Annotated in this window: 13 protein-coding genes and 1 pseudogene; 3 read left to right on the top strand and 11 right to left on the bottom strand. The window is 39.9% G+C overall.

Annotated elements, in window-relative coordinates; translation table 11 throughout:
- Positions 1-488: 488 nt before the first annotated feature.
- Complete coding sequence (locus F7734_RS15190; protein ID WP_155745501.1) at positions 489-3347, bottom strand: CHAT domain-containing tetratricopeptide repeat protein; 2859 nt, start codon at positions 3345-3347, stop codon at positions 489-491.
- A 126-nt stretch (positions 3348-3473) separates the two neighbouring features.
- Between F7734_RS15190 and F7734_RS15185 the strand changes: the two genes are divergently transcribed.
- Together F7734_RS15185 and F7734_RS15180 are read left to right on the top strand one after the other, a co-directional pair.
- Positions 3474-4244, top strand: a complete 771-nt coding sequence (locus F7734_RS15185) for a DUF928 domain-containing protein (protein WP_155745500.1) — start codon at positions 3474-3476, stop codon at positions 4242-4244.
- Between the two features lie 141 nt (positions 4245-4385).
- Positions 4386-6608 carry an adenylate/guanylate cyclase domain-containing protein gene (locus F7734_RS15180; RefSeq protein WP_155745499.1) on the top strand — a complete coding sequence of 741 codons (2223 nt, stop codon included), beginning with the start codon at positions 4386-4388 and terminating at the stop codon, positions 6606-6608.
- Positions 6609-6701: 93 nt separating this feature from the next.
- On the opposite strand, the gene F7734_RS15175 is transcribed toward F7734_RS15180, so the two are convergent.
- Positions 6702-7415 (bottom strand): hypothetical protein, encoded by a 714-nt coding sequence (locus tag F7734_RS15175; RefSeq protein ID WP_155745498.1) that lies wholly within the window; start codon positions 7413-7415, stop codon positions 6702-6704.
- A gap of 287 nt (positions 7416-7702) precedes the next feature.
- Between F7734_RS15175 and F7734_RS15170 the strand changes: the two genes are divergently transcribed.
- Entirely contained in the window at positions 7703-7915 is a 213-nt protein-coding gene (locus tag F7734_RS15170) for a hypothetical protein (protein WP_155745497.1), read from the top strand.
- A gap of 292 nt (positions 7916-8207) precedes the next feature.
- Here the strand turns inward: F7734_RS15170 and F7734_RS15165 are convergent.
- From F7734_RS15165 to F7734_RS15130, 9 genes and pseudogenes are all read right to left on the bottom strand, one after another.
- Positions 8208-9098 (bottom strand): annotated as a pseudogene (locus F7734_RS15165) (radical SAM protein); the annotation flags it as partial.
- Positions 9099-9198: 100 nt separating this feature from the next.
- Positions 9199-9327 (bottom strand): hypothetical protein, encoded by a 129-nt coding sequence (locus F7734_RS65295; protein WP_279239720.1) that lies wholly within the window; start codon positions 9325-9327, stop codon positions 9199-9201.
- 21 nt (positions 9328-9348) lie between these two features.
- The gene (locus F7734_RS15160) at positions 9349-9768 is read right to left on the bottom strand and encodes a Nif11 family protein (protein WP_155745496.1); all 420 of its coding nucleotides are present in this window, start codon (positions 9766-9768) and stop codon (positions 9349-9351) included.
- Between the two features lie 208 nt (positions 9769-9976).
- Positions 9977-11722, bottom strand: coding sequence for a GNAT family N-acetyltransferase (locus tag F7734_RS15155; RefSeq protein ID WP_155745495.1), 1746 nt, complete (start codon positions 11720-11722; stop codon positions 9977-9979).
- A 209-nt stretch (positions 11723-11931) separates the two neighbouring features.
- A complete protein-coding gene (locus F7734_RS15150; RefSeq protein WP_155745494.1) occupies positions 11932-12285 on the bottom strand; it encodes a hypothetical protein in 354 nt (117 codons plus the stop codon).
- 290 nt (positions 12286-12575) lie between these two features.
- Complete coding sequence (locus F7734_RS15145) at positions 12576-12812, bottom strand: hypothetical protein (RefSeq protein ID WP_155745493.1); 237 nt, start codon at positions 12810-12812, stop codon at positions 12576-12578.
- A gap of 26 nt (positions 12813-12838) precedes the next feature.
- Complete coding sequence (locus tag F7734_RS15140; protein ID WP_155745492.1) at positions 12839-13153, bottom strand: hypothetical protein; 315 nt, start codon at positions 13151-13153, stop codon at positions 12839-12841.
- A gap of 75 nt (positions 13154-13228) precedes the next feature.
- Positions 13229-13489: a hypothetical protein gene (locus F7734_RS15135; protein WP_155745491.1), complete on the bottom strand. Its 261-nt coding sequence runs from the start codon at positions 13487-13489 to the stop codon at positions 13229-13231.
- A gap of 154 nt (positions 13490-13643) precedes the next feature.
- A complete protein-coding gene (locus tag F7734_RS15130) occupies positions 13644-13955 on the bottom strand; it encodes a hypothetical protein (protein ID WP_155745490.1) in 312 nt (103 codons plus the stop codon).
- Positions 13956-14270 lie beyond the last annotated feature (315 nt).

Here is a 14270-nt window from a genome sequence, read left to right as displayed (position 1 = left end):
GGATGATATGCTTCGGATACCCTCTTACGGGTTTAGTTCAAAGGCAACAAATGTATGTTACTTGATTTCTACTAACGGCAAATATTACCTGAGTCGTTCTTAATAATAAGAATCGTGAAGAGACAGGGGAGTAGAAGCATCTGTCATCTGCTTCTACTCCCCCCTCTTCTTTGTGATTATCATTAATATAGCAATCCTATCTGATTTGTGAAAAAATGTGAGTTGCGTTTGCCTGAAACAGCCCGGTTAGGAGCAGGGGAACGTCCCAAAGTACCGATTCTGGCGCTTACACCTAAACCTAAAATTTAGCGCAGTTGTTTCCATTTTGGCTTGTAACTGTGCCACTTGCACAGCTATCCTTAAATGTGTCGCTCCTACAAATGAATTTGCTTTCATTTTGATATAGGAGCATGCGATCGCCGCCCTTGCCGCAGGTATAAACAGCGCAACTATGAACCAAATTTGGAGATATATCCACAGACAAGATGTTAATTCCATTCGCCTTGTAAAGTGAAAGCAGCCCAGTAGTAAGGTGCGGCATATTTTTGAGTCCGCCATATTTCTATCTGTGCTGCTCGTAACGCAGCTGCAGGTGTTAATCTTTCTTTTAGCATCTTTTTGTAAAAAACCTTCATGAGTTCTGATGTTGCTCGATCGTCAACACTCCACAGACTCACTACAACTCGCGGACTACCTGCATACATAAACCCTCTGGTTAAGCCTACCAATCCTTCCCCCTTAACTTCTTCTCCCAATCCAGTTTTACAAGCGCTGAGCACTACCAGTTCTGCTTGCAACTTCAGGTTGAAGACATCGTGTAAGCGCAAAAACCCATTTTGTGGCATTCCCTTGTCGTTAAATAGCGACAATACGACTCCTGATAGTTCTGGATGCTTGCTGTTAAGGATGCCATGAGTGGCAAAATGAATCAGGCGATATTGACTCAATTCGTTACTTGTAGCAGTAGTACGACTGGCACTAAAGTCAAAAGCTTGCTTGCCTTCGTTAGTTGGAACAAACGCAAGAATTTGCTCTGCTTCGTGGCGTGTAAAGTGCAGGCGCTCAAAGATTATGTCCGAGTCTCTGGCAGCTCTGGTTAAAGTGAGATGATCTAAATTGTTTTCTGAATTTGGTGGACGAGACACTTGTCCTCTACCTTGAAGACGCTCATCATCACGACTAAAAATAGGATCTGCTAACACCACTAACGTTTTAGCTGCGGGTTTGCGTTCTTTGTGTTCGCGTCGGAGAATAGCTAGTGTAGATGCTGAGGGTAAAGTAATAATTTCATGGTTAAGCAGCAACGGTTCATAATTGCTACTTTTTTGTGAGTTGGGTGCAGTCATAGCAGCAAATGGCACGTATTGCAAAGCTCCATCGCTGACAATGACTAAGCGTTTCTGTCCCAATTGCTGCGCTACTGGTGCAAGTATTAGCTGGGATAGAGCATTTATAGAGGGACTGTGCTTGAGATATGGAGTCGTGATGGATTGACGGAACTTTTGAACAGCCGCTTCAATATCCGCACGCTTTGGCAGTTCGTAACTTGTTATCTTCTTATTTGTGACTGCCCAAAGATAACTGCGCTTTTCCCCCAAAGAATATTCTAAAAGCAGTGTATTGTCATCAAGGACTTGTTTCTGAATTTCTGGGAGTGAAAGAGGTTGAGGTTGAGCTAAAGCTGCATAACGGGGGCTGCTAGCGCGGATCTGTGCCTGGACTTGCTGATACTGTTGTAAAAGAGCTTTGTTTTCTTTTTCTAAAGCTTGTACCTGTGCTTCAGTATGGTTACCACCTAATAGCTGTACTCGACGTTTTTCTAAAACATCCAGTTGTTGCTGTAAGTTCTGTTCTTGGGAAAGTAGTTTTGGTGCCACTCCTTGGCGAATATCTGCCTTAGCTTCTGTCAGCAGTTCCAGAAGGCTGCGAGCGCGGGCGCGTTCGCTGGTTTGCAATGCTAGAGCATCGTATCCTTGAGATGGTTGTTGTTTGTGCAACTGCATGAGTAAATCAATATAGAACTGATAATAATCTTGCACCGTGGCAAAATAGGAAGCACGCAGTTCTTGGGAGTCTATTTTGGTGCGTAAGTCTTCAACAATGTCGATAACTGTTTTGATTTGAGTGAGGGCTGCGTTAAGATTGCCTTGATTTCGTTGAACGGAGGCAATGTTATATAAGGTTTGCGCTACTCCTCCCCTTTTTCCTACTCCTTGATATAGAGGTAAAGATTGGTGGAAATAATCCAGTGCTTTTTGCTCTTCTCCCAAATTTAGGTGAACTTGACCAATATTGTTAAGATTCGCTGCTAACCCTAATTTATTTTCCACAGCTTGAAATAAAGGTAAGGATTGGAGGAAATAATCTAGCGCTTTTTGTTTTTCTCCCAAATATAAGTAAACCATACCAATGTTGTTTAAGCTACCAGCTTCTCCTATTTTGTCTCCTGTATGTCTTCTAAGAACAAGGGATTGCTGAAAATAATCGAGTGCTTTTTGCGTTTCTCCTGCATCTAAATAGACTGAACCAATATTATTAAGGGTGCGAGATTCGGCTGACTTATCTGTCGTTTGTGCGTATACAGGCAAAGATTGCTGGAAATATTCTAGTGCTTTTTCCTGTGCTCCTAAATTCAAGTAGACATAACCAATGTTATTGAGAGTACGAGCTTCACCTAATTTGTCGCCTACCTGCTTCCTCAGAGAAAGGGATTGTTGAAAATAATTGAGTGCTTTTTGCAGATCGCCTAAATCTAAATAGACTGTACCAATGTTGTTGAGACTAACAGCTTCCCCTGCTTTATCTCCCATTTGTTGCTTGAGTAACAAGGCTTGGTGAAAATATTCCAAAGCTTTTTGCACTTCTCCTGAATCTAAATAGACTTTACCAATGTTATTTAGGGTAATAGTTTCTCCTTTTTTATCTCCTATCTGTCGCCTCAGTAGTACGGTTTGATTCAAATAATCCAGTGCTTTTTTTTGTTGTCCTAAATCTGAGTGGATTTTGCCAAGGTGACCGAGAGTAAAGGCTTCTGATGCGCGATCGCCCAATCTACGGTAAAGTGGTAGTACAGCTTCAAATTTTGCGATCGCTTGTAGCAAAGATTCTGCTGTTCCTTGCTCGTAGAGTTGTTTTGCCTCTTGAAACAATTGTTCGGCGTCAGCAGAAGTTGAATTTGGTAAACTTGTCTGTGCTAGTTTTGTGATATTTGATACACTATATTGTTCCGCAGTAACAGCACTTGATTCAACAAACAATAAAATGCTGGCAAAAAAAATACTAGCGCGACCTGCTACCAATAGAACAGAATGCCATTGTATTAAGTCACCTATCCTCCATTTCGCCATAAAATCACCTTTATTCTCTAGCTTCCTAGCTTTATCATTCCCAAAAGCCAGAGCATTATCGATATTTCAGCCAAATTTTGGGAACACTAATAGAGTCAGCCACCAAACTCAAGCTTTTATATCGATATGAAATGGATTCAAGCATGTCTGTGTCTTGCAGCCTTTTCCTTACCTATTTGTTGGAATTTCATTCCAGTCTCTGCTCTAACACCACACAAGCAGGATGACCACACACCCAAAACTTGGCAAATGAGTCAAGTGTTTAAGCCACCAAAGCGAGGAAAACCTCCTGCAAGCGCTGGTGGTTCCACCCGTAGTTCCTCTTGTTTCAAAGGAAACAAACGGCTAACCCCTTTAATACCTTCAGATAAATTAGGGCTAACACTTGCTAAACATCCAACATTTTTTTGGTACGTGCCTTCAACTTCAGTCAAAACAGCTAAGTTTTTGCTTTTAGCTGATGGCGATCGCGAAGTACTGTATGAAACAGTCTTTACCCTTCCCAATGAACCCGGAATCATTAGCTTTAAAATTCCCAATAGCGCTCCCGCACTTGCAATAGGTAAAACTTATCATTGGTATTTCACAATTGTTTGCAATGCTGAGGACACCAGTGATAATCCTCTTGTCGATGGCTGGATAGAACGAACTCAAGCAGAATTACCCTTGTCGCAAGCCTTAGCCAAGGCAGATTTGTGGAAGCTACCTGCTCTCTATGCAGAAGCAGGGATTTGGCATGAAGGATTGACAGCTCTCGTGCAGCTGCGCCGTACTGAGCCAAGAAGCTTAAAAGTCAAGATGGATTGGAGACAATTTTTAAAATCAGTTGGTTTAAACGCGATCGTCTCAGAACCATCGATCGATTGCTGTACGGCTGATAATTCATTACCGAAATAACTGGCGCTGAAGCGCAACTACGAACCTTTTTTCTTTCAAATATGTATTATTTATTACTAGTATGAGGAATTCATCTGCGTTGAGCTGCGTGTATCTGCGGTTTCTTAATTTTTAATCTTTTACACCCAATTCAAAATAATTATGTGGACAAAGCTGAAACCGCGAATTTGGCAATGGCGGGGTATTTTATTTGCAGTTCCTAATATTACAGTCTTAGCGATCGCACTCCGCTTAACTGGATTACTACAATTATTAGAATTAGCAGCACTGGATCAATTTTTTCTGCTCCGACCCCCAGAGCTAGTTGATACTCGTATTATCATAGTTGATATTAACGAAGCAGATATCCGCAAACAAGGTCACTGGCCCATATCTGATAGAGATCTGGCTAGAATACTAGAAAAAATTAAACAACAACAACCTAGAGCCATAGGTTTAGATCTCTATCGCGATTTACCCGTAAAACCCGGTCATCAAGAACTGCTTAAAGTCTTTGCGTCCACTCCCAATTTAATTGGAGTGCAAAAAGTTTCGCATACGAACGACAGTTCTGCGGTTAATCCTTCACCCATACTGAAACAACGCCAGCAAATTGGAGCCAATGACTTACCGTTAGATAGTGATGGTAAAATTCGGCGCGGATTGTTGTACCTAAATTTAAACGAGGACGAAACTCTTGAAAGTTTTGGGTTAAAACTGGCATTGTTGTACTTAAAACATGAAGGGATTACTGAGAAGCCAGCAAAAAATAACTCCAATTACTTGCAATTGGGTGAAAGTGTTTTTTATACTTTTGAAGCTAATGATGGGGGTTACGTCCAAGCAGATGCTGGTAGCTACCAAGTGCTGTTAAATTACCGGGGGAGTATACAACAGTTTACCAGAATCTCCCTCACAAACCTGCAAGAAGACCGCATTCCACCGAATTTCATGCGAGATAAAGTGGTATTAATTGGTACAACTGCTGAAAGTTTGAAGGATCTGTTCTACACCCCTTACAGCAGTCGGATATTAACTTCCCCCGAACGCATGGCGGGTGTAACAATTCATGCTAATTTAATTAGTCAAATTTTAAGTGCGGCTTTGGATAATCGTCCCCTCATTAAATGCTTACCCGAGCAGTTAGAGTGGTTGTTGATTTTCATGTGCGCGATTGTTGGTGCTACTTTGTGTTGGCTGCAACGCCACAATAACACTCAGAAAAACCTTATGGTTGCCAGTATTTTTCTAACTGGTTTTTGTTTGCTTGGCGGTAGCTTCGTGGCATTTCTAACTGGTTGGTGGATTCCTGTTGTCCCTTCACTGTTAGCATTGGGAGGATCGGCGATCGCTGTTACCCAGTATCTTGCCCAAAGTGCGACTGAAATGAGAAAAAACCTCGGTCGCTATCTAACAGATGAAATACTCGCAAATATACTGGAAACTCCTTCTGGTTTAAAGCTGGGGGGAGAACGGAAAAAAGTTACAGTTCTTGTCTCCGATCTGAGAGGATTCTCTGCGATTTCCGAACAATTGCCACCCGAACAAGTTGTAAATATTCTCAATCTTTATTTAGGAGCAATGACGGATGTTATCAATCAATATAAAGGTACGATTAGTGATTTCATGGGTGATGGCATCTTTGTCATGTTTGGTGCGCCCATAAGTCGTCATGATGATTCCCAAAGAGCGATCGCCTGTGCGATTGGGATGCAATTAGCGATGCAGCAAGTGAACGCACAAATTCAGCAAATGAATTTACCAACCCTCGAAATGGGAATTGGGATCAATACAGGGGAAGTTGTAGCGGGAAATATTGGTTCTCAAAAACGCGCTCAATACACAGTTATTGGCAGTCATGTTAATTTGGCGGCGCGAATTGAGACTTATACTGTGGGGGGACAGATTTTGATTTCCGAAAATACCCGGAAAGATGCTAATACTGACCTCCAGGTTACCGGACAATTACAAATAGAACCTAAGGGAATGAAAGAACCCGTAACCATTTGTGAAATTCGGGGCATTGGTGGTAAGCATAACCTGTTTTTACCTCAAGAGGATGAAGAAATTATCAATTTGGAGCGGGAAGTCCCTGTGGAGTATACTGTTTTGCAGGGAAAACACGCTGTTGGAACAGTATTTCAGGGGGCACTAGTAAGCCTTTCAGAAAAAGGGGCGCATCTGCGATCGCCACATTCCTTAGAAATCTTGAGTAATCTCAAGCTCAAGTTATTGATTGAAGCAGAACTCGCGACAGAAGAAAAATACTTCTATGCTAAAGTCATCAAACAATCTGAGGTTGACGGATATGAGTTTCTGATTCGGTTTACAGCTATTCCTCCAAAAGCGATCGCAGTTCTCAATACACTACGTATTACACCCTGAAGCCAACTAAAACTTTGTATATTTTTGTTAACTAATTGTTAGTAGTTAGTGGTTAGTGGAAGAACTATTAATCACATTGGCAAAAGATACACATCACATTTCAAGAAGTGTAACTTTAAAAACTTTGTTAACTTTTTGTACTGCCAAAAGTTTAGAATTAGTAATAAACTGCTTAAAATCGCCACCTAGTTTCAACCGAGTCAGTGCTTTGGTAATTGGTTCATTATTACGCTTTAAGTACTCTTGACCTAAAATCGATAGGGCAATAGATTTTTTGTCAGTACCAACATCATGAATAATATCTATTAACTGCTGTTCGAGGGCTGCCCGATTAGGTTCGTCACTTTGAGTAGCAGCAACAGTTGTCGTCGCAGTTTTTTTACCAAAAACTGCGACATGATTATCACCAGGATATTTCGATATTTTGATTTGAGTATCCTGTCGCACAACTCGGTATACTTCTAATTCTTGTTGCAACAAACAATTACACAAACTGACCATAACTGTATCTGAGGAACAGACAAATACAGCTTTGGCTTTACGGTAAAATTCACGCAATTGACACCCAAAAGCAATCATTTTCCCATCTGCAGCATCCTTTGCTCCAGGTACTTGAATCAGATCGTATCCTCTCTCGTACAATAATTGGTCTGCATTTCCTAATACCCGCCAATTAGCAAATGCTATTTTGTAAGTGATTTGGTAAGAACAGCGCGACTGCAAGAAAGCTTCCATATCAGCCGTTAGTTGAAGATTTTCGGCATCAAGTAACAAAATTGCAATCCCTTTGTTCCGAGAGGTAGGCATTCTCACCAAAAATCCTCTTAGTTACCTGAGATTCGTGTAGAGACTAGCCATGCTTAGTCTCTTTTCTGGAGATGTCTACTTATTGTCAAACTAAATCAATGCTATGTCAACCGGAGGTTTTGAAACTAAAGTGGGTAGAGAAATAGTTAACTAAATTGCGTCTCTACGCAAAAGCGATCGATTTACCAGTTAAACTTGGTTGATCCTAAACAGTCTGATAACTTTTTTCCTCCTGCTGTTTTTCCTTCGCACGGCGTAATGCGGCTAACTGCGCTTGCAAAAGAGGATTGAAAAAACAGGCTCAAGATATCCAAGAAGTTAACGAACAGGCTCGAAACCGTGCGTTTGCTAAGACGGTTGCAGAAGAATCATTGGTAGCTATTTATGAAGCAACTGAAAACTTTACGCCAAAACAAAAACAGCTGCTCGAGCAACACCGTGCTGAATGCGATCGCGCCAGAGAGAGCTGGAACGCAGCATATAGTGTGAACAATTTCTGAAACAGTTTCTAGCTGATAACTTTTTTCCTCCTGCTGTGTTTCTTTTGCACGGCGTAATGCAGCTAACTGCTCTTGCAACTGTGTTTTCACTTGATGTCGATAGGAAAAAAAGTGCTCTCCAATCCCCAAAGCTGTTAGATAATTATACACCAATACGGTTCAGTTAAGGATAATTGTAGGTTGGGTAGAGCGATAGCGTTACCCAACAACGTCTGCAAAATGTTGGGTTTCGTTCCTCAACCCAACCTACGCAAAATCAGGTTTCTAGCTCTAACTGAACCGTATTGAATTATACTTCCTCAGTATTTTCTATTATAGATTTGAGAGAAAAGTCTCTAATATTACCGCCTGTATAAGCGGTCGTAGGTAGAGAGGGACAACCTTTGATGGCTCCATCAGCTTCTATTCCCAAGGTGGAAAGCCCAGCACCACATCCCTGCCAGAATGAGAATTCATGCTCGTTTCCCCGTCCCCGTAACAGCCTTTCATAAGGACCATAGTAACCAATGTTATTCCCAGCTTGAACTTGCACTCCTTCTTGGTAGGCACGACGGGCAACACGGGCTAGCATGGGGTAAATATCTAATAATTCATAAGGTTGTAAAAGTATGTCTGCGTTGTCAGCTGCATTCCCCATAGGAACAGTAAGTTGAATTTGCCAAGCACGAGCACCTGCATCACGTATACACTGGTAGATCCGGGGGAATTCTGGGGCTGAGAGGCGGTTTATTTGGGTGTTACAACCAAATGTTATCCCTACTTCCCGTAGATGACTCATGGTTTTAAAAGCCCATTTCCAAGAGCCTTTCTTTCCCCGCAGGCGATCGTGAGTTTCTTCTAAGCCATCAATGGAAACGGAGACTGTACGAATCCCGTTAGCTTTCATTTTGCTTGCGGTTTCCAAGGAAATGCCATAGCCGCCAGTCGTCATACCACAAAGCATTCCCGCTTGGGTAATAGCTTGGGCAATTTCTAGCCAGTCTGGACGTAAAAATGCTTCCCCACCAATGAGGGTGACTTCTTTAATCCCGACTTCCGCCATTTGTTGGACGAGATCCAATGCTTCCTCAGTAGAGAGTTCTTTAGTGCGTGCATTGCCGGCGCGAGAGCCACAGTGGCTACAGGCGAGATTACATTTTAAAGTTATTTCCCAAACGGCATAACTTGTGCGACTATATGACATGGCTGATTCTCTATTTCAGTAACCAAAACTTTGTAGAGACACGAAATTGCTCGTCGTACCGCTTTAAAAATCGCGTCTCTACATTCTTTTTCGGTGCAGTTTATTTGTCTGGCAGATCGATCGCTATTGTTTTCACATATTCATAGTCAAAGTTCGCTCCTTGTTTTTCAAAAGTTTTTACCTTTACCCAATCAAAACCTTCAAGAGCGTAATAGTCTGCAATCTGCATAATTAACCTTTTTGTTTTCAACTATTTGATTATTTGTTCGTCATTTGAAACAACTACCCCATACAGAGCTTGTACAGGTGGATCGAGTGGGTCAACTATTATGCCATATAAAGGCTGTGGATCGTTAGGGCGCGGTTTTGGGTATGGTCTTGGATAGGGGGGATGAGTGGGATATTCTTTAGGAGGCCAAGCATATCTCAAACCACCGACAGCCCCCACTAATTCCTCTTCACTGAGTTCGTGAAATTCACCTAATTCTTTTAATTCCAATATTTTGATGGTAGCTTTTTCAAATTCATCTTGAGAAAAGTTATAGCCACCATCTGTCATTATTTTTTTCACTTTTTCGACTTTATCGCTCATTAATTGAGCGCGGAAAGATTCATCTTTGACTAGTCTAATGAAGAACTCTTTGACTTTTTCTAAAATTTCTAGAGACATGGTCTTTTTTATCCAAAAAGTATCAGTATTTCTGCCAGATGAAAAGTTTACAGAAACACTTTGACTAATCTCACTTTGATCGTTCCCAAATGACTTGACAAGACTTTTCGCTTCAAATAAACAATACCTTTCGCTTCAGATAGAATAACCCCATTGGGAGAGACTATCGGTTTAACTACCACTCCATAAAAATTCACGCTCGTTCTAATTATTGTTTCTTGGACGCATTCAGCAAGCCAGAAGTCATTTGTTCCTGTAGCACCACTTCCAAATTAGATTGAGCTTCTGCCAAGTCTGGATTCATAGAGATGGACTGCTGATAGTAGGCGATCGCAGTCTTAAAATCTCCTAGGTGTTTACACTTGCTGCCTAAATCGTTGTTCAGCACAGCATAATAAGCTTGTTTGTCTGGGGAGAGCTTTCTTTGAGCATGAAGTGCATTCGCTTTGTTAACGTCAGCTTCAATGCAGTCAGGCTCTAGTTCTAGCGCTTTTTGATAGCAGGCGATCGCTTCTTCCCATTTACCGAGTTGTTGTAGAGCATAGCCCTTGTTATTATATGCGGCGATCGCATCCGGCTGTAAAGCTAAAACTTTATTGTAAGCTTCTATCGCTTCGGATAAATGACCTTGAGTTTGATATAAATTCCCCAAACTAAATAAAGCCTTGATAGAATTGGGCTGAACCTGAAGCAGGTTTTTCAAGAGATTTTCGGCAGTTTGGTATTCACCTTTTTGCCTCATCAAGACTCCGAGTCCATAAAGTGCTTCTGGGTGATTTGACTTAACTTCCAAAATCTGACGGTATCCCTGCTCGGCTTTGGTGATTTGGTTGCCTCGATGAGCCTGAGCAGTGAGATGAAAGGCTAAAGGAAGAGCCTTAACATCCAATTTTCTCTTCTGACAATTTTTGTATTTGACGACGATATGCAGAATGCGGCGCTCTTTAACTCCAAAAGAATATTTATATTCCTCATTCCCTTTTAAAAAGTCGTAAACTTTAAATCCATTTTGGATAGCATATCGGATCGCGTCAGCATGGAGAATCAGTCCAGGGGGGGGATTGTTAAAGGTTCGATCGCGAGCTACGATGACAAATAACATGGATTTTTGCTGAACATCAACAAAGTTTGCGATCGCGCCTAAAGGTTTATCCCCTTGCCACAGAACAGGTAAATACAGGCAGTTATGTTCAAAACCATGACGTAAAAGAGCGCGAATAATACTCACAATTACGTCACAGCCATCCCCTTTTTTCTTTCTCCATGTTGACTCCCAGAACCTGAGTAGTATCTCAATATGAGACTCCAGATTGTCTGCGTTCACCTGGGCGATAGAAAACTCGTCAGAATTTTCTACTTTCCTTAAAAAGCGCCTGATTTTTTGGCGAGTATTGGCACTGAGGTAGTTTTGCAGATATTGTTCCCAGTCATCTGCTAATGAAACATAAGGGGCAATGTAATTATCAGTGTCCTCTCCCTGATTTTGAATGCGGTGTTGAGTAAACTCAAAACTATCTCTAGGAAGACTTCTCAATAACTGAGACATCCGTGTATCTGTTTCGAGAATACTTTGTACATTGAAACTAGACCATTCTAACTGCTCCAGGATGTAAGAGGCAAAAGCAGGAATGACCTCTTCTTCATAACCGGGCTGGCAAATCATTCCCGTGTAATCTGCTATGCTATTTCCTGCCATGTAGAGTTGAGTGTCAAAGCCACCGTCATCTTGCTGTTCTAGTACAATTTTCAGAGGAAAAAATGCAATATAGGATGAATCGTGGATATCTGGTTTGGCAGCTAATATAAACCACTGCTCATGCACCATCGGCAACCATCCAGATAGCCACACCCAGGATAAGAAGAATTGAGCCTGAGGATCGGCTGCATATACAAAATCCCAATTTTCTCTGATTTTCTTAAATGTTTCCAAATCATCAATTGTATCAATCTGCATATCATTTTTGCCTCAGTAATCATCTTCTTAAAACTTATCAGTTAAGACATTTTCTATTCCCTAAACCTCCTTTGTAAAGCATTTAGTTGTATCAATATCCCTAGCTCCCCTTTCTAAGGGAAAATACACTTTTCAAAGTCCACCTTTTTAAGACTGATTGAGAGATATCAGAAGGTATTTAATACGTAATGGCTACTTTAGTGCTGTGTTTATGTTGTCCAATTAAAAGACACCGAATTAGCCTGACTAGTACTCGAATATCGATTTGTAACCGAACTAGCGTTGCTATAACTTAAAGATTGAGCAATTTTGTTTTCACTTTTTGCATATGCTTCAGCTGTTGCATTAGCTAAGTTAAAATTCGCTCCATTTACTACTTCAATTTCAGTCTGAATCCCTATATATTCACCCTGAGCAGATGCAAATGCAGCAGCACTGGCAGAACCAGGTTTGGCTATTGCTATAGTTTCAGTAATAGCAACGACATCCCTACCTCCCATAACAGTGATTCCGCTCACTTCAGACAAGTAACTTAATTCCCTGATTGCTAAAGTAGTCTTCATGAAAACTCCAAAAAATTACAAAAAGAAGGAGATTGTTTTAATCTCAATAATCGTGAATGAATTTCGTCAAATCTCTCAAACACTCTAAGTTAAATGCTTTTGGAAATTTTTACTAAATTGTAGGGCTTACCAAAGCTAACAAAAGGGGGCGATCGCAGTTTCTGTATTTTGTGAATTAAGTTGTGTGGGTTGACAATTGCTGTTTGAACATAAAGCTTATATCCCTTGTGCTTGACAAGGGATTTCTCTTTTTCAGAAGCAATTCATCCACAGGTATTGGTCTTAATCTTCTACCCATTATCGCAAGAAACTGAAATAGAACCGGATGTAGAACTATATCCAGATTGAGAAGAATTACTAGAGCTAAAGCAACTGCTAGAGCTAGTACCAGATGAAACGTTTACAGAAACGCTTTGAGTAATCTCACTTTGGTTATTGTCAGATGTTGCAACTATGTTTTTTGCCTCTGCAATAATCTTTCCATCGGATGAGACTATTCGTTTGATGACAACTTTATAACGATTCATTGATTTTTTCAGGAAAATATAATTTGTTATGTTGATACAGTCTTGATAGCACTTGTGACACTTTTTATTCCATTAGTGGTATCTTCAATTAAGAGAAGAATACTAGATTTAGAGTTGCTCTCATTCGTTTCTAGTTGATATCCATAGCTTCCAGGTTTTTCTAATTTTAATAAACGAGATTTTGCAGTAGAAGGCACTTCTGTTTTTGTGTAGCCTTCTAACTTGTAATCAAAATTTCCTATTTGCGATAAATCAGAAAAAACAAGTCCTCCTGTTATTTGAGTATTTTCTTCAGTTACTAATTCACAAAAATTTAAGTCAAAAATTTGTAACTTACTCATATTACACCTCGTTCAACAAATAATTGAAAACAGGATATGTTTTCTACATTGGACAATTTATTTTTTGGAGTTCCGTTAACTTGAAACAGATGCGAAAGAATAAGCAGTAGCAAAAGCACTCTCATCACCGCTTGCAATAGCCACAACAGAACTGCTAGCAGAAGAACTACTGTTGCTAATAATTACCTGATTTTTAGCACTAGTAATGACTATGCTCGCTTGACCAAAGGCAGCTGCTGACCAAGCAGAAATTGCTTGAGCTTTTCTTCCGCCATGTAAATACATAGCATTTTTTTCAGAAATATCCTCTAAATAATTAAGATCCAAAATCAACATGACTTAATACATGAATAAAGGGCAGTTGAGCAGTTTTCCTTTATAGGAGAAAGAGACTGAAAGCTTTTATCTAGAATAAGCTTTCAGCTTTTTTCATTTTATTGACACTTTTGTCAATACTTGACACCTATTTTGAAGTATCAACGCTTAGCATTTACCTGTTAGCTGCAGCAACTAAAGTGCCACTAGATTCAGAAAGATAACCTTCGATGACAACATTGGTAACATCACTTTGAACATATGTGTTTTTTCCGAAGGCGGTATTCTCAAAAACGGTATAAGCTGAGTTACCTTTGATGTCTGTTTTTGCATCAATCTCAGATTTGATGTCTTTCTTGGCATTAATCTTAATATCAACATCAAAATCTTGTTTTACACTTGTCTTAAGGTTAACGTATTTGCTAGAGCCACCAACTATGTTAGCAGATTCAGCAGTTTCCAAGTAGTTCAAATCAGAAATAATCATTGGGGTTCTCCTGAGAATCACTTAGTTGTTTTTTGGGATTTTTTTCGTAAGAAACTTTTTTTCTTACACTTATACTTTATCTTATTTAGATATAAAATCAATAGCTTTTGCTCGTTATTTCAATAAGACTTACTTTATTAATTTTGATTTTTTTTGGTTTTAAATTATTTTTATATATATATAAAAAATTAAAATTAAATCTGATCAATAACTAATAAAACATTGCTCAGACAATTTTTTTTTATTTTTATTCCTGAATTAAACAAGTTTTATATCCATAAAAAATAAATACAAAAAACAAAATTATTACTTGAA

The sequence above is a fragment of the Scytonema sp. UIC 10036 genome (assembly GCF_009725235.1).
Note: the sequence above shows the minus strand (reverse complement) of the source record. Positions and strands in the feature narration are given on the sequence as shown.